The 20,810-nt window shown below is 75.3% G+C and carries 20 protein-coding genes; 12 read left to right on the forward strand and 8 right to left on the reverse strand.

Annotated elements, in window-relative coordinates; all coding sequences use genetic code 11:
- Nucleotides 1-863: 863 nt before the first annotated feature.
- On the reverse strand, nucleotides 864-1,262 hold the full coding sequence (locus J116_RS16725; protein WP_023588222.1) for an SsgA family sporulation/cell division regulator: 399 nt from the start codon (nucleotides 1,260-1,262) through the stop codon (nucleotides 864-866).
- Between the two features lie 240 nt (nucleotides 1,263-1,502).
- On the opposite strand from J116_RS16725, the gene J116_RS16730 reads away from it, so the two are divergent.
- The 4 genes from J116_RS16730 to J116_RS16745 are packed head-to-tail and all read left to right on the forward strand — an operon-like array spanning nucleotide 1,503 to nucleotide 5,396.
- Complete coding sequence (locus J116_RS16730) at nucleotides 1,503-2,576, forward strand: energy-coupling factor ABC transporter permease (protein WP_023588223.1); 1,074 nt, start codon at nucleotides 1,503-1,505, stop codon at nucleotides 2,574-2,576.
- A 1-nt stretch (nucleotide 2,577) separates the two neighbouring features.
- Nucleotides 2,578-3,339 carry a cobalt ECF transporter T component CbiQ gene (gene cbiQ, locus J116_RS16735; RefSeq protein ID WP_023588224.1) on the forward strand — a complete coding sequence of 254 codons (762 nt, stop codon included), beginning with the start codon at nucleotides 2,578-2,580 and terminating at the stop codon, nucleotides 3,337-3,339.
- Nucleotides 3,340-3,362: 23 nt separating this feature from the next.
- Nucleotides 3,363-4,163 carry an energy-coupling factor ABC transporter ATP-binding protein gene (locus J116_RS16740; protein WP_028964150.1) on the forward strand — a complete coding sequence of 267 codons (801 nt, stop codon included), beginning with the start codon at nucleotides 3,363-3,365 and terminating at the stop codon, nucleotides 4,161-4,163.
- Nucleotides 4,164-4,220: 57 nt separating this feature from the next.
- Nucleotides 4,221-5,396 (forward strand): serine hydrolase domain-containing protein, encoded by a 1,176-nt coding sequence (locus tag J116_RS16745; protein WP_023588226.1) that lies wholly within the window; start codon nucleotides 4,221-4,223, stop codon nucleotides 5,394-5,396.
- A gap of 111 nt (nucleotides 5,397-5,507) precedes the next feature.
- Here J116_RS16745 and J116_RS16750 read toward each other — a convergent pair whose 3' ends face one another.
- A complete protein-coding gene (locus J116_RS16750) occupies nucleotides 5,508-6,413 on the reverse strand; it encodes a LysR family transcriptional regulator (RefSeq protein WP_028964151.1) in 906 nt (301 codons plus the stop codon).
- Between the two features lie 116 nt (nucleotides 6,414-6,529).
- On the opposite strand from J116_RS16750, the gene J116_RS16755 reads away from it, so the two are divergent.
- Nucleotides 6,530-6,880, forward strand: coding sequence for a DoxX family protein (locus tag J116_RS16755; RefSeq protein WP_023588228.1), 351 nt, complete (start codon nucleotides 6,530-6,532; stop codon nucleotides 6,878-6,880).
- A 206-nt stretch (nucleotides 6,881-7,086) separates the two neighbouring features.
- On the opposite strand, the gene J116_RS16760 is transcribed toward J116_RS16755, so the two are convergent.
- Both J116_RS16760 and J116_RS16765 read right to left on the reverse strand, forming a co-directional pair.
- Entirely contained in the window at nucleotides 7,087-8,058 is a 972-nt protein-coding gene (locus J116_RS16760; protein WP_023588229.1) for an arabinan endo-1,5-alpha-L-arabinosidase, read from the reverse strand.
- Between the two features lie 454 nt (nucleotides 8,059-8,512).
- Nucleotides 8,513-8,890, reverse strand: a complete 378-nt coding sequence (locus J116_RS16765; protein WP_023588230.1) for a DUF4180 domain-containing protein — start codon at nucleotides 8,888-8,890, stop codon at nucleotides 8,513-8,515.
- A 108-nt stretch (nucleotides 8,891-8,998) separates the two neighbouring features.
- Here J116_RS16765 and J116_RS16770 point away from each other — a divergent pair, with 108 nt between their 5' ends.
- On the forward strand, nucleotides 8,999-9,661 hold the full coding sequence (locus J116_RS16770) for a class I SAM-dependent methyltransferase (protein WP_023588231.1): 663 nt from the start codon (nucleotides 8,999-9,001) through the stop codon (nucleotides 9,659-9,661).
- 124 nt (nucleotides 9,662-9,785) lie between these two features.
- On the opposite strand, the gene J116_RS16775 is transcribed toward J116_RS16770, so the two are convergent.
- From J116_RS16775 to J116_RS16785, 4 genes are all read right to left on the reverse strand, one after another.
- Nucleotides 9,786-10,292, reverse strand: coding sequence for a YbaK/EbsC family protein (locus tag J116_RS16775; protein WP_023588232.1), 507 nt, complete (start codon nucleotides 10,290-10,292; stop codon nucleotides 9,786-9,788).
- A 174-nt stretch (nucleotides 10,293-10,466) separates the two neighbouring features.
- Complete coding sequence (locus tag J116_RS16780) at nucleotides 10,467-12,095, reverse strand: penicillin-binding transpeptidase domain-containing protein (protein ID WP_023588233.1); 1,629 nt, start codon at nucleotides 12,093-12,095, stop codon at nucleotides 10,467-10,469.
- 198 nt (nucleotides 12,096-12,293) lie between these two features.
- A complete protein-coding gene (locus J116_RS31255) occupies nucleotides 12,294-12,416 on the reverse strand; it encodes a hypothetical protein (RefSeq protein WP_268810595.1) in 123 nt (40 codons plus the stop codon).
- 191 nt (nucleotides 12,417-12,607) lie between these two features.
- A complete protein-coding gene (locus J116_RS16785) occupies nucleotides 12,608-14,473 on the reverse strand; it encodes a dolichyl-phosphate-mannose--protein mannosyltransferase (protein WP_023588235.1) in 1,866 nt (621 codons plus the stop codon).
- 156 nt (nucleotides 14,474-14,629) lie between these two features.
- On the opposite strand from J116_RS16785, the gene rsmI reads away from it, so the two are divergent.
- The 6 genes from rsmI (at nucleotide 14,630) to J116_RS16815 (ending at nucleotide 20,741) form a co-directional block, all read left to right on the forward strand.
- Nucleotides 14,630-15,487, forward strand: coding sequence for a 16S rRNA (cytidine(1402)-2'-O)-methyltransferase (gene rsmI / locus J116_RS16790; RefSeq protein WP_023588236.1), 858 nt, complete (start codon nucleotides 14,630-14,632; stop codon nucleotides 15,485-15,487).
- Nucleotides 15,488-15,681: 194 nt separating this feature from the next.
- Entirely contained in the window at nucleotides 15,682-16,170 is a 489-nt protein-coding gene (locus J116_RS16795; protein WP_023588237.1) for a hypothetical protein, read from the forward strand.
- A 158-nt stretch (nucleotides 16,171-16,328) separates the two neighbouring features.
- On the forward strand, nucleotides 16,329-17,198 hold the full coding sequence (locus J116_RS16800) for a TatD family hydrolase (protein ID WP_023588238.1): 870 nt from the start codon (nucleotides 16,329-16,331) through the stop codon (nucleotides 17,196-17,198).
- A gap of 749 nt (nucleotides 17,199-17,947) precedes the next feature.
- Nucleotides 17,948-18,997: a ubiquitin-like domain-containing protein gene (locus J116_RS16805; protein WP_449657165.1), complete on the forward strand. Its 1,050-nt coding sequence runs from the start codon at nucleotides 17,948-17,950 to the stop codon at nucleotides 18,995-18,997.
- A complete protein-coding gene (gene rsmA, locus J116_RS16810; protein ID WP_023588240.1) occupies nucleotides 18,994-19,851 on the forward strand; it encodes a 16S rRNA (adenine(1518)-N(6)/adenine(1519)-N(6))-dimethyltransferase RsmA in 858 nt (285 codons plus the stop codon). Before J116_RS16805 ends, rsmA begins: the two co-directional genes overlap by 4 nt.
- Nucleotides 19,848-20,741, forward strand: coding sequence for a 4-(cytidine 5'-diphospho)-2-C-methyl-D-erythritol kinase (locus J116_RS16815; protein ID WP_023588241.1), 894 nt, complete (start codon nucleotides 19,848-19,850; stop codon nucleotides 20,739-20,741). The genes rsmA and J116_RS16815 overlap by 4 nt, the downstream gene beginning before the upstream one ends.
- Nucleotides 20,742-20,810: the final 69 nt, after the last annotated feature.

A 20,810-nucleotide genomic window follows, 5' to 3' on the forward strand; every position in this document is an offset into this window, starting at 1 on the left:
GGCCCGGGGGGACCCGCACCGCCGGAAACGGCACCGCCCGGCCGGGCCCGGGACCCGCACCGCCGAGAACGCCCCGCCCCCACGGCGGGGCGTTCTCCGTTCCGGCGCGGGGTGCTTCCGCCTACTTGCCGCGGGCCACGCCGCCCTGCGCCGCCGCCGTGGGCGGGCGCCCTGCCGGGCGGTCGCCCGGGGCATGCCTCCGTGGCCCTGCCGGGCGGTGCACGCACAGATGTGGGCAATCGTTCCGCAGGGCGGAACCGGTGGGCACAACGGGTGCCCCGCCGGGGAGGGTGCCCACCTGTACGTGAGGCGCTGGACGGGGGCGCCCTACAGGTCCGCTGTGGCCACCCGTTCCGCCCCTGGCGGACCAGCTGCCCACAGCGGAACCGCCCGCAGGGCAGGGCAGTTCGCCCCGGGCCGGGGCAAGCCAGGGGCTCGGGCGCTGGGGTCCGCGCTGGCCGCCCGGTAGGCGGGCACCGTCCAGGAGGGGGCAGAGGTGCCCGTCCAGGGGCGCGGCCGTGGGGTGTCGCGCGGCAGGGGGCGCCGCTCAGAGGGCAGGGCCTGGGGTGACCGCCCACGCAGGAGGGCGCCGGACACGGGCCTCGGGCGCAAGGGCCCGGGACGGCCGGGCGGCAGGGGGCGCCGTCCAGGGGGGGGGGCTGGGCCTGGGGTGACCGCCCAGCAGGTGGGCGCGGTCCAGGGGGCTGGGCCTGGGGTGACCGCCCAGCAGGTGGGCGCGGTCCAGGGGGCTGGGCCTGGGGTGACCGCCCAGCAGGTGGGCGCGGTCCAGGGGGCTGGGCCTGGGGTGACCGCCCAGCAGGTGGGCGCGGTCCAGGGGGCTGGGCCTGGGTGACCCGCCAGGGTCAGTGGGTCACGGGGGTGGCCGTGGTGGCGTACGTACGCCGCAGGAAGTTCCGCAGCGCCGACGAGTCGAACTGCACCACCACCGCCGTGCCCTCCGGCGAGTGGAACTCGACCACCGTCTGCACCCGCCCGCACGGCCACACGTCCACGTCACCGTCGTGCGCCGGCGCCCGCAGCCCGGTCTCCAGGAGCGTGCGCGGGAACGTCCAGCTGCCGCCCGGCAGCACGAACCGCACGCACCCCGGCGCCACGTCCGGCCCGTACCGCAGCGCCACCGGCACCGGCCGGGACAGCGGGCCGTCGGTCACGACCAGGCCCCGCGCCCGCACCTCCACCGGACGCGGCTCGTCTTCCCCGGCAGGCCGGGCCTCCTCGGGGTGTGCGTCGGCGGGGCACATCGCGGGCTCCTCACACTCGCCGTCAACTGAAGGCCGACGGGTACCCCCGGATCGCCGGGCCATCCCTCCACCCGGCAATCGCTTTCTGTGACGAGCCCGCTCTTGCAAGTTGTTTGCAGGAGCGGTCATCATCGAACGGCCGGATATCGACGAACCAGAACACCGACGGCAGCCGGGAAGACCGACGGAAACCGGAACACCACGGAAGCGTCCTGCGAAAGCCGAAAGCGGTCCCTACCCATGCATGTGCCCGACGGATTCATCAACGCGCCCGTGTCCGCGGCGGCCGGTCTCGTCGCCGCGGGCGCCGTCGCGGCGGGCCTGCGCGGCGCGCGCCGGGAGCTGGGCGGCGAGCGGACGGCGCCGCTGGCGGGACTCGTCGCCGCGTTCATCTTCGCCGTCCAGATGCTGAACTTCCCCGTCGCCGCGGGCACCAGCGGCCATCTGCTGGGCGGGGCGCTCGCCGCGATACTCGTCGGCCCCTGGACGGGCATGCTCTGCATCGCCGTCGTGCTGCTGATGCAGGGCGTGCTGTTCGCCGACGGCGGGCTCACCGCGCTCGGCGTCAACATCACCGTCATGGGCGGTGTCACGGTCCTCGTCGCGTACGGCCTGTTCCGCGCCCTCGTGAAGGTCCTGCCGCGCACCCGCCGCTCGGTGACCGCCGCCACGTTCGTCGCGGCGCTCGTCTCCGTACCGGCGTCGGCGGCGGCGTTCACGCTGATCTACGCGGTCGGCGGCACCACCGACGTGCCCGTCGGCAAGGTCCTCGCCGCGATGCTCGGCGTGCACACGCTGATCGGGATCGGCGAGGCCGCCATCACCATGGCGACGGTCGGTGCGGTCATCGCCGTACGGCCCGACCTCGTGTACGGCGCGCGCGGCCTCACCGCGCCGCTGAAGCTGCGGGTGGGCGGCGAACTGGTCGACGCCGCGCCCGCCGCGCGGCCCGCCCCGGCCGCCGTCGGCACGCGGAAGGTGTGGGCCGCCGGGCTCGCCGCGTCCGTCCTCCTCGCCGGGTTCGTGTCGTTCTACGCCTCCGCGAACCCCGACGGCCTGGAGAAGGTCGCCGCCGACCACGGCATCGACAGCAAGGTCCAGGAGCACGCCACGGCGGACTCCCCGCTCGCCGACTACGGCGTCAAGGACCTCACCGACGCCCGCCTGTCCGGGGGGCTGGCGGGCACCATCGGCGTCGGCGCGACGCTCGCGCTCGGTACGGGCGTGTTCTGGGCGACGCGCCGACGCCGTACCCCCGGCGCCCCCGTACAGCAGTCGGCACAGCCCTCCCCGCGGTCGAAGGAAGCACTCTGACGTGGGCGCAGGTCACGCGCACAAGCTCTACCGGCACGGGCACTCGCCCGTGCACGCCCTGCCCGCGCACACCAAGCTCCTCGCCGTCCTCGGCTTCGTCCTGGTCGTCGTGTCCACGCCCCGCGAGGCGATGTGGGCGTTCGGCGCGTACGCGCTGCTGCTCGCGGCGGTGGCGTACACGGCCCGCGTCCCGGCGCCGTACCTGCTGAAGCGGCTCGTCATCGAGGTCCCGTTCGTCGCGTTCGCGTTCCTGATGCCGTTCGTCGTGCCGGGCGAGCCGGTCACCGTCCTCGGTGTGACGGTCTCCGTGCCCGGCCTGTGGGACGCGTGGAACGTGCTGGCCAAGGGCACGCTCGGGGTCGCCGCGTCCGTGCTGCTGGCCGCGACGACGGAGCTGCGGGAGCTGCTGCTCGGCCTCCAGCGGCTGAGGCTGCCGCCGATGCTCGTCCAGATCGCCTCCTTCATGATCCGGTACGGGGACGTCATCACCGACGAGATGCGCCGCATGTCCGTCGCCCGCCGCTCGCGCGGGTTCGAGGCGCGGGGTGTACGGCACTGGGGCGTCCTCGCCAAGTCGGCGGGCGCCCTGTTCATCCGGTCGTACGAGCGTGGCGAACGCGTCCACCTGGCCATGGTGAGCCGTGGCTACACGGGGACGATGCCGGTGATCGACCAGGTCACGGCGACGGGCGCGCAGTGGCGGCGGGCGGCGGCCCTCCCCGTGTCGGCGCTCGCGGTGTGTCTGCTGGGATGGACGCTATGACGACACCGCCCGGGATGGACGCCATGACGACACCGACGCCGCCCGCCTCCCCCTCGCCGTCCTTCGTGCCGTCGCTCGACGTGCGGGGCCTCGCCTACGCGTACCCGGACGGGCACCAGGCGCTGTTCGGCGTGGACCTGACCGTGGAGCGCGGCGAGCGGGTCGCGCTGCTCGGTCCGAACGGCGCGGGGAAGACCACCCTCGTCCTCCACCTGAACGGCATCCTCACCGCCGGTGCGGGCACGGTCGCCGTGGCGGGCCTGCCGGTCGAGCCCGCGAACCTGGCGGAGATCCGCCGCCGCGTGGGCATCGTCTTCCAGGACCCCGACGACCAGCTGTTCATGCCGACCGTACGGGAGGACGTGGCGTTCGGCCCGGCGGCGGCCGGGCTGCGCGGCGCCGAACTGGACGCCGTCGTGACGCGGGCCCTGGAGCGGGTCGGCATGGCGGCGTACGCGGACCGGCCGCCGCACCACCTGTCGTTCGGGCAGCGGCGGCGCGTCGCCGTCGCGACGGTCCTCGCGATGGAGCCGGAGATCCTCGTACTGGACGAGCCGTCGTCCAACCTGGACCCGGCGTCCCGTCGCGAACTGGCCGACGTCCTGCGGTCGTTGGACGTGACCGTCCTGATGGTCACGCACGACCTGCCGTACGCGCTTGAGCTGTGCCCGCGCTCGGTGATCCTCAGCGAGGGCGTCATCGCGGCGGACGCCCCGACCGGTGAGCTGCTCGCGGACGAGGAGCTGATGCGGGAGCACCGCCTCGAGCTGCCGTTCGGCTTCGACCCGGCCGCGCGGCCGCCCCGGAATCCGGGCGTTCGCTGAGCCGTTGCACCATGGGGTGAGCGAGCGACCCCGAACCCGAGAGAGAGTGCGTGCGCAGTGGACGTCCAGGGCACCGTGGAGACTGGTTTCGAGCCGGTGAAGGACGCGTTCACGCGCAACTTCGAGCAGCGCGGGGAGCGGGGCGCGGCCGTCGCCGTGTACCGGGACGGCCGCAAGGTGGTGGACCTGTGGGCCGGTACGCGTGACGTGGACGGCACGGCCCCGTGGGCGGTGGACACCGCGCAGGTGGTGCGGTCCGTGACGAAGGGCGTCGCGGCGGCGGTGCCGCTGCTGCTGCACCAGCGCGGGCAGCTCGACCTGGACGCCCCGGTCGGCACGTACTGGCCCGAGTTCAAGGCGGCGGGCAAGGAGCGGACGCTCGTACGGCACCTGCTGGCGCACCGCGCGGGCGTACCGGTGCTGGACGCGCCGCTCACGCCCGGCGAGGCGCTGGACGCGGCGGGCGGCTTCGAGCGTGCCGCGGCGGCGCTGGCGGCCCAGGCGCCCGTGTGGGAGCCCGGCACGGTCCACGGCTACCACGCGCACACGTACAGCTGGCTGCTGGCCGCCCTGGTGCGGCGCGTCACCGGCCGGCCCATCGGTCGGTGGGTCGCGGAGGAGATCGCCCGGCCGCTCGGCCTCGACCTGTGGCTGGGCCTCCCGGACGAGGAGTCCCACCGCGTCGGGCGGATCGGCCGCCTGGAGGAGCCGCCCGCGTCGGCGTCGGGCGGTCTGGTGCTGCGCCCGAAGCGGGCCGTGGCCGACGCGTACCGGGACGCGGGGTCGCTGACGCGGCGGGCGTTCGCCGTGATCGACCCGGCGCCCGACGAGAACGCCCCCGAGTACCGGGCGGCGGGCCTGCCCGGCTCGGGGGGCATCGCGACGGCCCGCGCCCTGGCCCGGTTCTACGCGGCGCTGCTCGGCCCCGTGGACGGTCACCGGCTGTTCGCCCCGGCGACGCTGGCGATGGCCCGCACCGAGGAGTCGGCGGGCCCCGACCGCGTCCTGGTGGTCGGCACCCGCTTCGGCCTCGGCTACATGCTGCACGGCCCGGCGTCGCCGCTGCTGGCCCCCGGCTCCTTCGGCCACCCGGGCCGCGGCGGCTCCCTGGCGTTCGCCGACCCGGAGTCGGGCGTGGCGATGGCGTACGTCACGAACGGCATGCGCAAGGGCGTGACGGCGGACCCGAGGGCGCAGGCGCTGGTGCGGGCGGTGGCGAAGGCGACCGGTTAGGGCCTGTGCCCCGGCCGCCCGCTTCGGTCGCCGAAGCGGCCGGCCGGCCGCCGTTCAGCGGCCTGCCCTATCCGGCCCGCACGGGCGTCCCCTGGCGGGCCGATGGTGCGATCAGGCGTTCTCCTCCGGCCACGGCGTGTCCAGGCAGCAGCGGACGAAGTCCTGGACCACGGGATCGCCGTCGTCGGCGGAGGCCCAGGCGACGCCGACCTGGCTGGGGCCGACGCCGCTGACGGGACGGTAGACGATGCCGGGCCGGGCGTAGAAGCGGGCGGCGGACGCGGGGGCGAGGGCGACGCCGTAGCCGTTGGCGATGGCGCTGAGCCAGTCGTCCGGCTGGTCGGTGACAGCGCCGATGCGGACCGGGTGGCCGTCGCGTTCCCCGGTGGCGAGCCAGTGGTCCCGCCACCAGCCCGATTCGGGCGGGGCGGCCACGAACGGCTCGTCCCACAGGCCCCGGAACGGGATCAGGCGGTGCGCGGCGAGAGGGTGACCCTCGGGGAGGGCCACCCAGCGAGGCTCGCTGAACAGCACCGCCGTCCGCAGGGATTCCTGGCCGGGGAAGGGCAGCCGCAGCAGGGCGACTTCGACGTCCCCGTCGGCGAGCCCGGCGCTGGGGTTCGACCAGGCGGCCTGCCGCATGTCCACCCGCCAGCCCGGACGACGCCGGGTGAACTCCGCGATGATGCGCGGGGTCGCCTCGTTGGCGGCACTGGCCAGGAAGCCGACGCGCAGCGAGCGGGCCGCCCGGCTCGCAACGCCCCGTGTCTCCCGCAGCATCCGGTCCCACTCCCCGAGCAGGGCGGGCGCCCGGTCCGCCAGGGTCCGGCCCGGCTCCGTGAGGGTCATGCCGGTCCGGGACCTCGTGAACAGACGCACACCGAGCTGGGTCTCCAGCCGCTTGATCTGTTTGGTGAGCGCCGGCTGGGACACGAACAGTCGCTCCGCGGCGCGGGTGAGGGAGCCCTCCTCCGCCACGGCGACGAAGCAGCGCAGCAGCCGGGGGTCGACATCCATGCCCACAGGTTATATACGCAGGTATTGGACGGCCCTCAAGGGCTCGGGGGAGGCTTGTCGGGGCGAGCGGCCCGGATTCGCCGGACTGGACAGGGCCCGACCGGAGGGCGAGGCACATGTTCACCGCGTACGCGATCATCACCGTCATCACCGTCCTGGCCAACGCGGCCATCGCCGTCGCGGACTTCGCGCGGGCCGGGTTCGTCCTCGCCAACTCGGCCGCCGTGGACATTCCGCCGACCTGGCTCCCGTGGCTCGCCTCGCTCAAGGCGGCGGGCGCCGCCGGTCTCCTCCTCGGGCTCATGGGTGTGCCGGTCATCGGCGTCGCCGCCGCGACAGGGCTCGTCCTGTTCTTCGTCGGCGCGGTCCTCGCACACATCCGTGTCCGCGCGTACGGCACCCTCGCCGGGCCCGGCGGCTATCTGGCGCTGGCCGCCGCGTCCCTCGTCCTCGCCGTCATGCGGTGAACGGCGGCGTGCCGCACGGAAGGCCACGGTCCACGAGGGCCCGAAGGCCACGGTCCACGGGGGCCGGCTCGCACCGGTGTGCCGCCGGCGGCGGCACACCGGCGCCGGCGGACTCCCTCCTCGTCGGCAGGGGCCGTACCCGCGGGCACCGGGAGCCGCGCAGGCGGTCCTGACACGCACCGCCGCCTCCTCGCCGCCGAGCCCGGTCAGTATGCGGTGGGCCAGCCGCCGCTCCACGTCAGCCGGTTGAGGCCGAGCTTGGGAGCGCCGTTGTCACGGCCGTCGTAGTAGTGGTAGACGAGCAGGTCCCCGTCCGCGTCGGACATGATGTCCTGTCCGCCGGGGCCGATCACGGACCCGTGGGACGCCAGGACCACGGTGCCGCCGTCCTTGTTCATCGCGACGCCGTCGCGGTCGTAGTAGGGCCCGGTGGGCTTGGTGGCCCTGCCGACCTTGATCTTGTACGTGGAGGCCGTACCGCTGCAGCAGGTGTCGTACGAGGCGAAGAGGTAGTAGTACCCGTTCCGCTTGACCACGGTCGGGCCTTCCACCGCCCTCGGCGCCTGGGAGCGTGAGGCGAGCGAGTGGCGGGTGGTGTCCCCCGCGTACTGCTTGCCGGTCCGCGGGTCGAGGCGGATCATCTTGATCCCGCTCCAATGGGAGCCGAAGGCCAGCCACCACGTGCCGTCGTCGTCGACGAACAGGTCGGGGTCGATGGCGTTGTAGTCGCTGCCGGCCGTGGAGGAGTGGACGATGCCCTGGTCCTTCCAGCTGCCCGGCGTTCCGGTCGTGGAGGTCGCGAGGCCGATGGCCGAGGTGTTGGAATGGAAGGTGGAGACGGAGTAGTACATCAGGTACCGGCCGCCGTGGTAGGACAGGTCGGGTGCCCACGGGTCGTTCCCGGCCGAGTAGCGCGACCACCAGCCGGGCGGCGAGGAGAAGGCGTTGCCGTCGCGGCGGAAGGCGACGCGGTCGGTGGACGTGCGGGACTCCACGTAGCCGTGGGTGGAGTGGAGCAGGTAGCGCCCGTCGGGCGCCCGCAGCATGGTCGGGTCGTGGACGACGACGTCGCCGGTGACCCGTCCGGGGCCGGGGTAGGCGGACGCGCTCGACGGCGCCGCCGCGGCCTTCGGCTGCGCGTCCTCTCCGAACACCCCGAAAGCCGTGCCGTAGGCCATGGCCCCTGCGGCGGCCAGCGCCAGCGGGATACCTGACAGCAGGACCGTCCTCCTTCTGCGGTGCCGCGCCCTGCCGTGGCGGTGCAGCTGTGTCATGCGTGCTCCCAATCTGTCCGTACCTGGGGGGCACCCGTGCGGAACGGGCTGCTCAACGGTCGCCGCAGGGCCGGGAATGGTTGCCGTCCCGCCGAAACGCCTGCCTCCGGCCGCTGCGCCCGGGCACGGGAAACGCTCGGTCCCGGCCGCCCGGCGCGCGCCTCCCGCCGGTTCGGAGGACCAGAGGCATCCGCGTGGCCGCCCTCGGAAGCGCGCGGGGACGGGGAGGCCACGACAGGAAGCCGGGGAGGCCGAGCGGCGCACGCGGGAGCTGGTCCGCGCCCCGTCCGCACGGCGGGCCTCGGCGGAGCGCGCCCGGCGGCGGTCCTCGCGTGCCGCGCGGCGCCGCGCGGGAGGCTCAGCGGCCGCCGTCCCCCGCCAGCCGGTCCGCGAGGGCCTGCAGGGACGGGACGAACCAGGTCTGCGTGCCGCGGTTGCACTCGCGGACGAAGTCGCGCAGCGCAGCGCTGGCGGACGTGTGGGCCTCGATGTCGCCCACCACCGCCAGCCCCACCCGGTAGTTCGCGAACTTCTGCACGATGTCCCCGGCGATCCGCGTCCGCAGCTGGAAGAACGCCGCGTCGAACCGCGCCGCCGGGACGACGACCCACCGGGCGCCCTGGTAGGCGGCGTTGCCGATGAGGTCCACCGCGTCGCGCTCGTCCGCGATCGGCTCGCCCTCCCGGTCGCACATCAGGACCGGTACGTCATGGATCTCCCGCAGGGTGGCCGTCATGGGGGCGAGGATAGGCCGCCGCGCGCCCGTCCGGCCAAGGGATTTCCCCGCGACCAGGGGGTTTGCCGCGGGGCGGGCGTTGTCAGTGGCGGGTGCGAGGCTGGGGACATGAGCGAACTCGGCGCCGCCATCGCCTCGTACTGGGAGGCCGCCTCGTCGTCCTTCGACACCGAGCCGGACCACGGCCTGCGCGACCCGCGCACCCGTGACGCCTGGCGCGCCCGGCTGCGCCAGTGGATACCGGGCGGGCCGTGCGGCGTCCTCGACGTGGGCTGCGGCACGGGCTCGCTCGCGCTGCTCCTCGCCGAGGACGGGCACCGCGTGACCGGCGTGGACCTGGCTCCCGGCATGGTGGCGCGGGCCGAGGAGAAGTTCGCGGCGGCCGCGCTGCCCGGCCGGTTCGTCGTGGGCGACGCGGCGCGGCCGCCCGTGGGCGACGAGCGGTTCGACGTCGTCCTCGTACGGCACGTCGTGTGGACCCTCCCCGACCCCGACGCGGCCCTGCGCGTGTGGACGGGGCTGCTGCGGGACGGCGGGCTGCTCGTCCTGGTCGAGGGCCGGTGGGGCGAGGCCGGCGGGGACGTCACGCCGTACGTCCGCGGGGGCGAGGCCCTGCCGTGGGCCGGCGGGGTGCCCGCCCGCACCCTGGCCGAGGCGATGGCCCCGCTCGCCCGGGAGGTGCGGGTCGAACGGCTCGACGGCGACCCCGCCCTGTGGGGCCGTCCCGTCGACGACGAGCGGTACGCCCTCCTGGCGTCGGCGCGGGCATGACCGGCCGATAACATTCGCGCCCTGGCGGATCACCGGCCCCACCCGTACCCGCACGCCCCGGACGGGCGCGGTCCCGTCGGCCCGGCTCACGGCCCCGAAGGGACCGCCGCCGTGACGAGTGGGGTCAGGCGGTCCGCTCGCGCACGTCCACCAGTCGGCCGCCCGCGTGGGCGACGAGGCTCTCCGGGTCGAGCGGGAACACCGTGTGCGGGGTCCCGGCCGCCGCCCACACCACCGGGTGGTCCAGCAGCCGCCGGTCGGCGAGGACGGTCGTACGGGTGCGGTGGCCGAACGGCGGTACGCCTCCGATCGCGTACCCCGTCGTCTCGCGGACCAGCTCCGGGTCGGCGCGCTCCACCACGGCGGCGCCCAGCTCGTCCCGTACGCGCGCCACGTCCACGCGGGACGCCCCGTCCATCAGGACCAGCACGGGCACCCCGTCGGCGGCGAACACCAGCGACTTGACGATCTCGCGGGGCGCGCAGCCGATGGCGGCGGCGGCCTGCGCGGCGGTCCGTACGGCGTCCGGGTAGCGGCGGACCTCCACGTCGAGGCCGAGCCCCCGCAGGGCCTCGGCGAAACGGGGGTGGGCGACGGATGCGGCGGTTTCGGTGCTGTCCCTGTTGTCCATGCCGTCGCACGCTAGCGGCCCGCGCGGCCGCCGGGCGACCCGCTTTCCCCCGGCAGGCCACGCGCCCGCACGACCCCGAGCCCGCGCCGGTATGAGCCCGCGCCCGTGCGGCCCCGGCGCACACCCCGCGCGAGCGCCGCACAGCCCGCAGCGGGCGGCCCCGCACCCCGCCCCTCAGCGGGCGTTCAGCACGGACGCCACCAGCGGGCCCGCCGCGTCGCCGCCGTGGCCGCCCGACTGGACGACGGCCGCGGCGGCCAGGTCGTCGGCGAACGCCGCGAACCAGCTGTTCGCCTCACCCTGGTCGTCCACCTCCGCCGAACCGGTCTTCGCGCCCTTGTCGCCGCCCACGCCCGCCATCGCGGCGGCGCCCGTGCCGTTGCCGCGCGCCGTCGCGCGCATCATGTCGCGCAGCTGCCGGGCGGCGGAGCCGTCCAGGGCGCGGGGCGCGCGGGCGATCTCCCGGTCGTCCAGCGACGCCGGGACGATGACCGGCTGCTTGAACACACCTGCCTTCGCGGTGGCCGTGATGGACGCGATGTTCAGGGCGTTCATCTGGACGGTGCCCTGCCCGATGTACTGGGCGGCGGCCACCCCGCCGGTCTCGGCGGGAACGGAGCCGTCCCAGGTGGGCACGCCCGTCTTCCACTCCAGCCCGATGCCGAACACGTCCCGCGCCTCCTTGCCGAGCGCGGCGTCGTCGCCCACGTCGTCGATGAGCTTGATGAAGGCGGTGTTGCAGGAGCGCGCGAAGCTCTGCCGGAACGTCTTGCCGTCGAGCGAGAAGCCGTCCAGGTTGTGGAACCGGGTGCCGTGGTACATCGCCTCGGCGGGGCACTCCGCGACCCGGTCGGCGGCGACGAGGCCCTTCTCCAGCAGCAGCGCCGCCGTGACGACCTTCATGGTGGAGCCGGGCGCCTGCTTGCCGAGGAACGCCGCGTTCCAGCCGTCCTTGCGGTTGTTGGCGACCGCCCGTATCTCCCCCGTACTGGGTTTGATCGCGACCACGGAGGACTCGGCGTACCGCTGCACCGCCTTCTCGGCGGCGGCCTGCACCCCGGCGTCCAGCGTCGTCCTGACCTCGCCGGGCTTGCCCTCGCGCAGGGTGAGCAGCGTCCGGGGGGCCGCGTCGCCCTCGTCCGCGACGACCAGCTCGACGCCCGGCGTGCCGCCCGCCTCGGTGCCGTACCGCTCGCGCAGCTCGTCCAGGACGGGCCGCAGCGACGGGTACCGCTCCGCCGTCAGCTCCGTGCCGTTGCGGTCCAGGGCCTTGATGGCGGGCGCGCCGGACGAGGTGACCCTCAGCGACTGGCCGTCCCTCAGCTGCGGGTGGACCACCGCCGGGGACCAGGCGACGCGCGGCTGCCCGGTGGACAGGCCCCGTACGACGCTGAGCCGCGAGGTGTACGTCCACGGGACGCGCACGCCGTCGTACGAGACGACCGCGCTCACCGTGAACGGCACCGTCGTCCCGCTGGGCGTCCCCGCCGTGGCCTTCACGCCCGTGACGTGCGTCTCCGTCAGGTACAGGCTCAGCGCGGACTGCGCGGTGGCCGGGTCGTTGGTGAACTGCGCGGCCTTCTCCGGGTCCCCGGCCGCCCAGGCGGCGAGGAAGCCCTCCGCGGTGGACCTGGTCTCCTCGGCCGTGACGGGCCCGCTCCGCTTCGGCGAGCCGTCGGCCGACGTGGCGGTGGTCGTGCCGCCGGTCAGCCCCTCGTACAGGTTGTAGGCCCCGTATCCGACGCCTCCGGCGACGAGGACGAACACCCCGCCGACGATGGCCACTTTCGCTCCGCTGCGCATGCCGCGGTTCCCCCTCTGCCGCACACGTCCCCCTTGAACGTGTTCAAGATCCCCCTGTGGGGCCACCCTAACCACACGCCGGAGCCGACCGGCGGCCCCGTTACCCGAACGGAATCAACCACCGGCCCTCAGACCCGCACATCCGGCCACGTCCGCGCGGAGGCGGACAACGCCCCTGAAGGCGGCCGCCCGCGCGTCTCATCGGTCCACGTACGCCACGCCGGAGAGGTACGCGACCAGCGCGACCGCGCGGATGACGACCAGGGCCGTCAACGCGCACCCGAGCGCTCCGAGCACCCCCGCGATCGCCGTCCACCCCACGCGCGTCGCCCGCCCGGCCCGCCGGACCACGTTCTCGTACTCGCTGTCGTCGTACCAGTAGCGATCAGCCGTCGGACCCCCGGCCGCACCCTACAGCCGCCCGGCCGAAGGGCGTCGGCGCTCACCGGGACCACCGGAGAACGCCGGGAGGGCGCGGCCGACGGCCGCGCCCTCCCGTTCCGTTCAGGCCGCTAGACCCATGTGTCGAGCCACATCCGGGCCCGCCACTGGTCCATCGGGATCGTCTCGCCCGTGTAGAGCGGCCAGAAGTAGATGAAGTTCCAGACGATCAGCAGGACCAGCACCCCGGCGGCGACCGCGCCGATCGTGCGGCGGCGTTCCGCGCGGGCGTACGGGTCCGAGCCCGCCGCCCCGGCGCCCGCGCCCGCAAGTCCGGCGCCCGCGCCCGTCAGCCCCGTGCCCTGCGGCGCCGGTCCCGGACCTCCGTCCGCGCCCGCCCGTGTCGCCGGCGGGCCCAGCATGGCGCCGATCATCATGGCGACCGCCAGGCACAGGAACGGCACGAACACCACCGCGTAGAACAGGAAGATCGTCCGCTCCTGGTACAGGAACCACGGCGCCCACCCGGCCGCGACCGCGCACACGATGGCGCCCGCCCGCCAGTCGCGGCGGAAGAACCAGCGCCACAGCACGTACAGCAGCGCGAAGCACGCCGCCCACCACAGCATCGGCGTGCCGATCGCCAGGACCTCGCGGGCGCACTTCTCCGCCGCGTCCGCCGGGCAGCCCTTCTCGCCCTGCGCGGGCGACTCGTAGAAGTACGACACGGGGCGGCCCAGGATGATCCAGCTCCACGGGTTGGACTCGTACGTGTGCCCCGACGTCAGGTTGACGTGGAACGTGTACACCTCCGACTCGTAGTGCCACAGGCTCCGCCACCAGTCGGGGAACAGCCACGACCAGGAGCTGTCCCGGCCGTCGCCCGTCGTCGCCCAGTCGCGGAAGTAGCCCTTGTCGGAGGTGATCCAGCCGGTCCACGACGCCACGTACGTCGCCAGCGCCACCGGCACCGTCGAGACGAACGCGGGCAGCACGTCCCGCTTCAGCGCCGCCGCGTACGGGCGGTGCGCCCCCGCCACGCGGCGCGCGCCCACGTCCCACGCGACCGTCAGCAGCCCGAACGCGGCCATGATGTACAGCCCGTTCCACTTGGTGGCCGCCGCCAGGCCCAGCATCACGCCCGCCGCCAGCCGCCACGGCCGCCACCCGAGCCGCAGGGTCTCCGCGATCCGCACATCCGGCCGCAGCACCCCGTCCGCGTCCACCGGCAGGGCCGTCGCCAGCCGCCGCCGCGCCCAGTCCCGGTCGGCCAGCAGACAGCCGAACGCGGCCAGCACGAAGAACATCAGCACCTGGTCCAGCAGCGCCGTACGGCTCATCACGAAGTGCAGCCCGTCCACGGCGAGCAGCGCGCCCGCCAGGCAGCCGAGGAACGTCGAGCGGAACAGCCGCCGCCCGATCCGGCACAGCATCAGCACCGACAGCGTCCCGCACACGGCGACCATGAAGCGCCAGCCGAACGGGTCGAAGCCGAACATCCACTCGCCGAGCCCGATGACCCACTTGCCGACCGGCGGGTGCACCACATAGCCCGGATCGACCGGGACGGCGACCGCGCCGGGGTCCCTCAGGATCGTCCCGTCGACGTCCTTCGGCCACGAGCCCTCGTAGCCGTTGTGGATCAGCGCCCAGGCGTCCTTGGCGTAGTACGTCTCGTCGAATATCACCGCGTGCGGCGAGCCCAGGTTCCAGAACCGCAGCACCCCGGCGACCAGCGCCACCAGCAGCGGCCCGCCCCACGGCGCGACCCGCAGCAGGGCGTGCGCCGTGCGCGGCGGCAGCCCGTGCCAGTGGCCCGACGGCCGGACGTACGGCGGCACGAGCCGCTCCCGCAGCCCGGTCACCGCGCGCGGGGCGTACCCGAACCGGCGCAGGCGCCGCTCCCAGGAGGGCGGCTCGTGTCCCCCGAGGGGGTCGGCGGCGGGCCCGCCCGGGCCGTCCTGTCCGTGCAGGGCCTGAGGCGCAGTTCTGGTCACCGCGCCATCGTAGGGAACGCCCCCGTACGACTCCCGCGCCCGGCCCGTCCGCGCGCCCCGTGCCCCGGACCCCAGCTCGGCCCGCGCCGCCCGCTCGCCCGCCCCCGTACGCCCGCCGACGCCCGGTGCGCCGCGCGCTGCTGCGAGACTGGCTGCGTGACTGGAACGCTCGTACTCGCAGGTACCCCCATCGGCGACATCGCCGACGCCCCGCCCCGTCTCGCCGCCGAGCTGGCGGAGGCCGACGTCGTCGCCGCCGAGGACACCCGCCGGCTGCGCCGCCTCACCCAGGGCCTCGGTGTGCAGCCGCGCGGCCGGGTCGTGTCGTACTTCGAGGGCAACGAGACCGCGCGCACGCCCGAACTGGTCGAGGCCCTCGTGGGCGGCGCGCGGGTGCTGCTGGTCACCGACGCGGGCATGCCGTCCGTCTCCGACCCCGGCTACCGGCTGGTCGCCGCCGCCGTCGAGCGGGACATCAAGGTCACCGCCGTGCCCGGCCCGTCCGCCGTGCTCACCGCGCTCGCCCTGTCCGGCCTGCCCGTGGACCGGTTCTGCTTCGAGGGCTTCCTGCCCCGCAAGTCCGGCGAGCGGCTCGGCCGTCTGCGCGAGGTCGCCGCCGAGCGCCGCACGCTCGTCTACTTCGAGGCCCCGCACCGCCTCGACGACACGCTCGCCGCGATGGCCGAGGTGTTCGGCGCGGACCGGCGGGCCGCCGTGTGCCGGGAGCTGACCAAGACGTACGAGGAGGTCAGGCGCGGCGGCCTCGGGGAGCTGGCCGCGTGGGCCGCCGAGGGCGTACGGGGCGAGATCACCGTCGTCGTGGAAGGCGCTCCCGAGACGGGTCCCGCCGAGCTCGACCCGGCCGAGCTGGTCCGGCGCGTCCGCGTACGGGAGGAGGCGGGGGAGCGGCGCAAGGAGGCCATCGCCGCCGTCGCCGCCGAGGCGGGACTGCCCAAGCGCGAGGTGTTCGACGCGGTGGTCGCCGCGAAGAACGCCGAGGGTGCCGCCCGTTGAGCGCCGGGGGACCGAGCGCCGCCCGGGTCCGCGTGCCCCGTGGCTGAGCGCCCGGGACTGAGGGCCGGAAAGCGGGCAACACGGGCAGAAAGCGGTAGAGCCGACTACAGGGCTATCGTGAAAGGCACAGTCCTCACCTGCTGAGGCACGCCGTCCGCGAAGGCGTTCCCGCGCGGCGGCGGGAAGGAGCGGGCATGAGCGAGACCCCCGGTATCCCGGTCGGCCACGAGGCGTACTCCTTCGCCTGTCTGGGCTGCGGCTACGGCTGGGAGCAGGCGTACGAGATCGAGCACCACAGCGACATCGCCGGCCACGACTTCGTCATCTACCGCGCCGACGGGCGCCGCGTGCCCTCACCGCTCTCCAAGCCGACGTGCCCGAACTGCGGGCGGCACGTCGTCCGGATCATGGGCTCCGGCCGGATCTCGGTGGTCCTCGACCACGGCCAGGCACGTCCGGCGGGGGAGGGTGCTGCCGGGCCCGGGTACCGCAGGGCCGCGCCGGTGGCGACCGCCGGTCCGATCGGCCAGGAGCTGGAGGCCAAGGCGCCGCAGGGCGGCGCGGACACCGTGACGGGCCCGGAGGCTGAGCGGTCCGGGGCGACCCGCGTGGACGAGCCGGGCGGGGAGGAGCCGCGCCGAGGGCGCCGCTCGCACCTGCTGCACCCGTTCCACCGGCACTGACGCGCACCACTGCACCCGTTCCGCCGGCACTGGGCGTACCGGCGCGACGTACAGGGGCGAGGTGCCCGTGCGACGTACGGGGGGCGGGCGCCCGGTGCCGTGTTTTCGGGGCCGGATATCCGCAGGAGCGGGCGCTCCCGCTTTCGTACGATCAGGGCATGAGTGCCAAGGACGCCCCGCCCCCGCTGCCCGAGCCCCTGCCCGTCGCGGTGGCCGATTCGCACACCCACCTCGACATGCAGGCCTCGACCGTCGACGAGGCCCTGACCAAGGCCGGGCTCGTCGGCGTGGAGACCGTCGTGCAGGTGGGCTGCGACCTGAAGGGCTCCCGGTGGGCGGCGGAGACGGCCGCCCAGTACGAGAACGTCCACGCAGCCGTCGCCCTCCACCCCAACGAGGCGCCGCGCATCGTGCTCGGTGATCCCGACGGCTGGTCGCGGCAGGGGGCGCGCGAGGCGGGCGGGGACACCGCGCTGGACGACGCGCTCGCCGAGATCGACCGGCTCGCCGCGCTGGACCACGTGAAGGCGGTCGGCGAGACGGGTCTCGACTACTTCCGTACGGGGCCCGAGGGCAAGGAGGCGCAGGAGCGCTCGTTCCGCGTCCACATCGAGATCGCCAAGCGGCACGGGAAGGCGCTGGTCATCCACGACCGGGAGGCCCACGAGGACGTGCTGCGCGTCCTGGCGGAGGAGGGCGCCCCGGAACGGACCGTCTTCCACTGCTACTCGGGCGACGCCGACATGGCCCGGATCTGCGCCGAGCGCGGCTACTACATGTCGTTCGCCGGGAACGTCACGTTCAAGAACGCCCAGCCGCTGCGCGACGCCCTCGCGGTCGCCCCGCTGGAGCTGGTGCTGGTCGAGACGGACGCGCCGTTCCTGACGCCCGCGCCGTACCGGGGGCGGCCGAACGCCCCGTACCTCATCCCGGTCACCGTGCGCGCGATGGCCGCCGTACGGGGGATCGGCGAGGAGGCCATGGCGACGGCGATCGCGGAGAACACCGCACGCGCGTTCGCCTACTGAGGGCCGGGGTGGCGGTCGCGACACGACGGTGTGTAGTCGAGTGATACGTTTATGTGACTGATCTCGGCTAGGGTCCCGGCTTCGTGAAGACCTCTCGCAAGAACCGCCGCCGCAGGTCCCCCGTCGCCGCCGCGCGCCCCCGCGCCGCCGCCCCGCCCCGCGCGTCCAGACCGGGCGGCGCCGCGCGGGCGTCCGCCCCGCCACGCGAACCCGCCGGCCCGCCCGAACCGGCGCCCTCGCCCGTACCGGACCCCCCGCCCGAACCGGCGCCCTCGCCCGTACCCGGCGCCCCGCCCGAAGCGGGTGCCCCGCCTGATCCCGCCGGGCCGGGCGCCCCCGGTCCCGGCGGCCGTACAGCACGGAAGCCGCCCGCGTCCGGTCGTACGGGGTCCAAGCCGCCCGCGTCCGGTTGTACGGCACCGAAGCCACCCAGGCCCGGCGGCCGTAAGGGCCGGAAGGCCGCCGCCCCTGGCCGCGCCGCCACCGCACCCGCCACGACACCCGCACCCGCCACGACACCCGCACCCGCCACGACACCCGCGCCCGCCCCGGCCCCCGCCCCTCCCGCCGTACCCTCCGAGCCCGCGCCGGCCCGGCAGGTCCAGGTCTGGTGGCTCGTGCCGCGGGCCCTCGTGGTCGCCGGGCTCGTCGCCCTCCTGGTGAGCGGCGCCGTGCTGGTCACCGACCACAAGACGGTCCGGCTCAGCGTGGACGGCTCGCCCCGCACCCTGCACACCTTCGCCGACGACGTGGGCGAACTGCTCGCCGCCGAAGGCGTCGCCACCGGCCCCCACGACCTCGTGGCCCCCGCGCTCCGCACGCCCCTGACCGGAGGCGACGAGGTGGCCGTCCGCTGGGGCCGCCCCCTCCGTCTCGACCTCGACGGCCGCGCCCGGCACCTGTGGACCACCGCCCGTACGGTGGACCAGGCCCTGCGCGCCCTCGGCGTCCGGGCCGAGGGCGCGCACCTGTCGGTCTCCCGCTCCGCCCGCATCGGCCGCGAGGGGCTGGCCCTCGCGGTACGCACCGAACGCGCCGTGACGTTCCGCGCCGACGGCCGCGAGCGCACGATCCGTACGAACGCCGCCACCGTCGCCGAGGCCCTCCGCCAGGCCCGGATCACCCTCCAGGGCCGCGACACGACGTCCGTACCGCCCGGCGCCTTCCCCCGCGACGGCCAGACCGTCACCGTCCAGCGCGTGCGGGACCGCCGCGAGACCCGCTACGAGACCGTCCCGTACGCCGTGCGGCGCGTCCGGGACCCGGGCCTGTACCGGGGCACCGAGGTCGTGGACCGGAAGGGCCGACCCGGCCTGCGCCGCCTCACGTACGAGATCCGCACCGTGGACGGCGTCCCCCGCCACACCCGCAGGACCGGCACCGCCCTGGTCCGCGAGCCGGTCACCCGGGTCGTCCGCTTCGGCACCCGCGAGCGCCCCCGGAGCACCCCGCCGGGCGGCGCGCAGGCGCGCCCGCAGTCCGGCTCCCCGTACCGGCCCCGGAAGGCGACCGCCGCCGAGCCCCGCCGGACGTACCACTCAGGCTCCGTCGCGGGCGCCGAGCGCCTGAACTGGGCGGCGCTCGCCGCCTGCGAGTCCGGTGGCCGTCCCGACGCCGTTGACCCGTCCGGCACGTACGGCGGTCTGTACCAGTTCGACCTGCGGACCTGGCGTTCCGTCGGTGGCAGCGGCCGCCCGCAGGACGCGTCCGCCGCCGAACAGACATACCGGGCGAAGAAGCTCTACGCGAAGCGGGGGGCGAGCCCGTGGCCGGTGTGCGGCCGTAGGCTGTATCGGTGAGCACCACTGAGCCCGACGCCCTCCTCGGCCCCGCCGACATCCGCGAACTGGCCGCCGCCCTGGGCGTACGTCCCACCAAGCAGCGCGGTCAGAACTTCGTCATCGACGCCAACACCGTCCGGCGCATCGTCCGCACCGCGGAGGTACGCCCCGACGACGTCGTGGTGGAGGTCGGCCCCGGGCTCGGCTCCCTCACCCTGGCGCTGCTGGAGGCCGCCGACCGCGTCGTGGCCGTCGAGATCGACGACACGCTCGCCGCGGCCCTGCCCGCCACGATCACCGCCCGCATGCCCGAGCGGGCCACGCGCTTCTCGCTGGTCCACTCCGACGCGATGGACGTGCGGGAGCTGCCGGGCCCGCCGCCCACCGCGCTCGTCGCGAACCTGCCGTACAACGTCGCCGTGCCCGTCCTCCTGCACATGCTGGACCGGTTCCCGACCATCGAGCGGACCCTCGTCATGGTCCAGGCGGAGGTCGCCGACCGGCTCGCCGCCCGCCCCGGCAACAAGGTGTACGGCGTGCCGTCCGTGAAGGCCAACTGGTACGCCGAGGTCAAGCGCGCCGGAGCCATCGGGCGCAACGTGTTCTGGCCCGCGCCGAACGTGGACTCCGGCCTCGTGTCCCTCGTGCGCCGCGACCCGCCCGCGACGACCGCCTCCAAGCGGGAGGTGTTCGCCGTCGTGGACGCCGCCTTCGCGCAGCGCCGCAAGACCCTGCGCGCCGCGCTCGCCGGGTGGGCCGGTTCGCCCGCCGCCGCCGAGGCCGCGCTCGTCGCCGCCGGAGTGTCCCCGCAGGCGCGGGGCGAGTCGTTGACCGTCGAAGAGTTCGCCCGTATCGCGGAGGCCCGAGCGTGAGCATCACCGTACGAGTCCCGGCCAAGGTCAACGTCCAGCTCGCGGTCGGCCCGGCCCGCCCCGACGGCTTCCACGACCTGGCGAACGTGTTCCTCGCCGTGTCCCTGTACGACGAGGTGACCGCCACCCCCGCCGACAGCCTGCGGATCACGTGCGAGGGCCCCGACGCGGAACAGGTGCCCCTGGACCGTACGAACCTCGCCGCCCGCGCGGCGGAACTGCTCGCCGCCCGGCACGGCATCGCCCCCGACGTGCACCTGCACATCGCCAAGGACATCCCCGTCGCGGGCGGCATGGCGGGCGGCAGCGCCGACGGGGCCGCCGCCCTCCTGGCCTGCGACGCCCTGTGGGGCACGGGCGCGAGCCGCGCCGAACTGCTGGACATCTGCGCCGAGCTGGGCAGCGACGTGCCGTTCTCCCTCGTCGGAGGCGCCGCGCTGGGCACCGGCCGGGGCGAGCAGCTCACCGAACTGCCGCTGGGCGGCACGTTCCACTGGGTGTTCGCCGTCGCCGACGGGGGCCTGTCCACCCCGGCGGTGTACCGGGAGTTCGACCGGCTCACGCCCGACGCGCCCGTGCCCGAGGCGTCCCCCGCGCTCCTCGAAGCGCTGCGCACGGGCGACACGACCGCCCTCGCCGGGGCCCTCGCCAACGACCTCCAGCCCGCCGCGCTGTCCCTGCGCCCGTCGCTCGCCGACACCCTCGCGGCCGGCACGGCGGCCGGGGCGCTCGCCGGGATCGTGTCCGGCTCGGGACCCACGACGGCGTTCCTGGTCAAGGACGCGGAGGCGGCCGAGTCCGTCGCGGCCGCGCTCATCGCGTCCGGCACGTGCCGCACGGCCCGCGCGGCCACCTCACCGGCGCCCGGCGCGCGGGTGCTCACCGCGTGACCGCGCGGCCGCACCCGTAGCCGTGCCGGGCGGCCGTACCCCGTGGCCGTGCCGGGGAGCCGTACCCCG

Origin of the sequence: Streptomyces thermolilacinus SPC6 (assembly GCF_000478605.2) — a bacterium.
Lineage (GTDB): Bacteria > Actinomycetota > Actinomycetes > Streptomycetales > Streptomycetaceae > Streptomyces > Streptomyces thermolilacinus.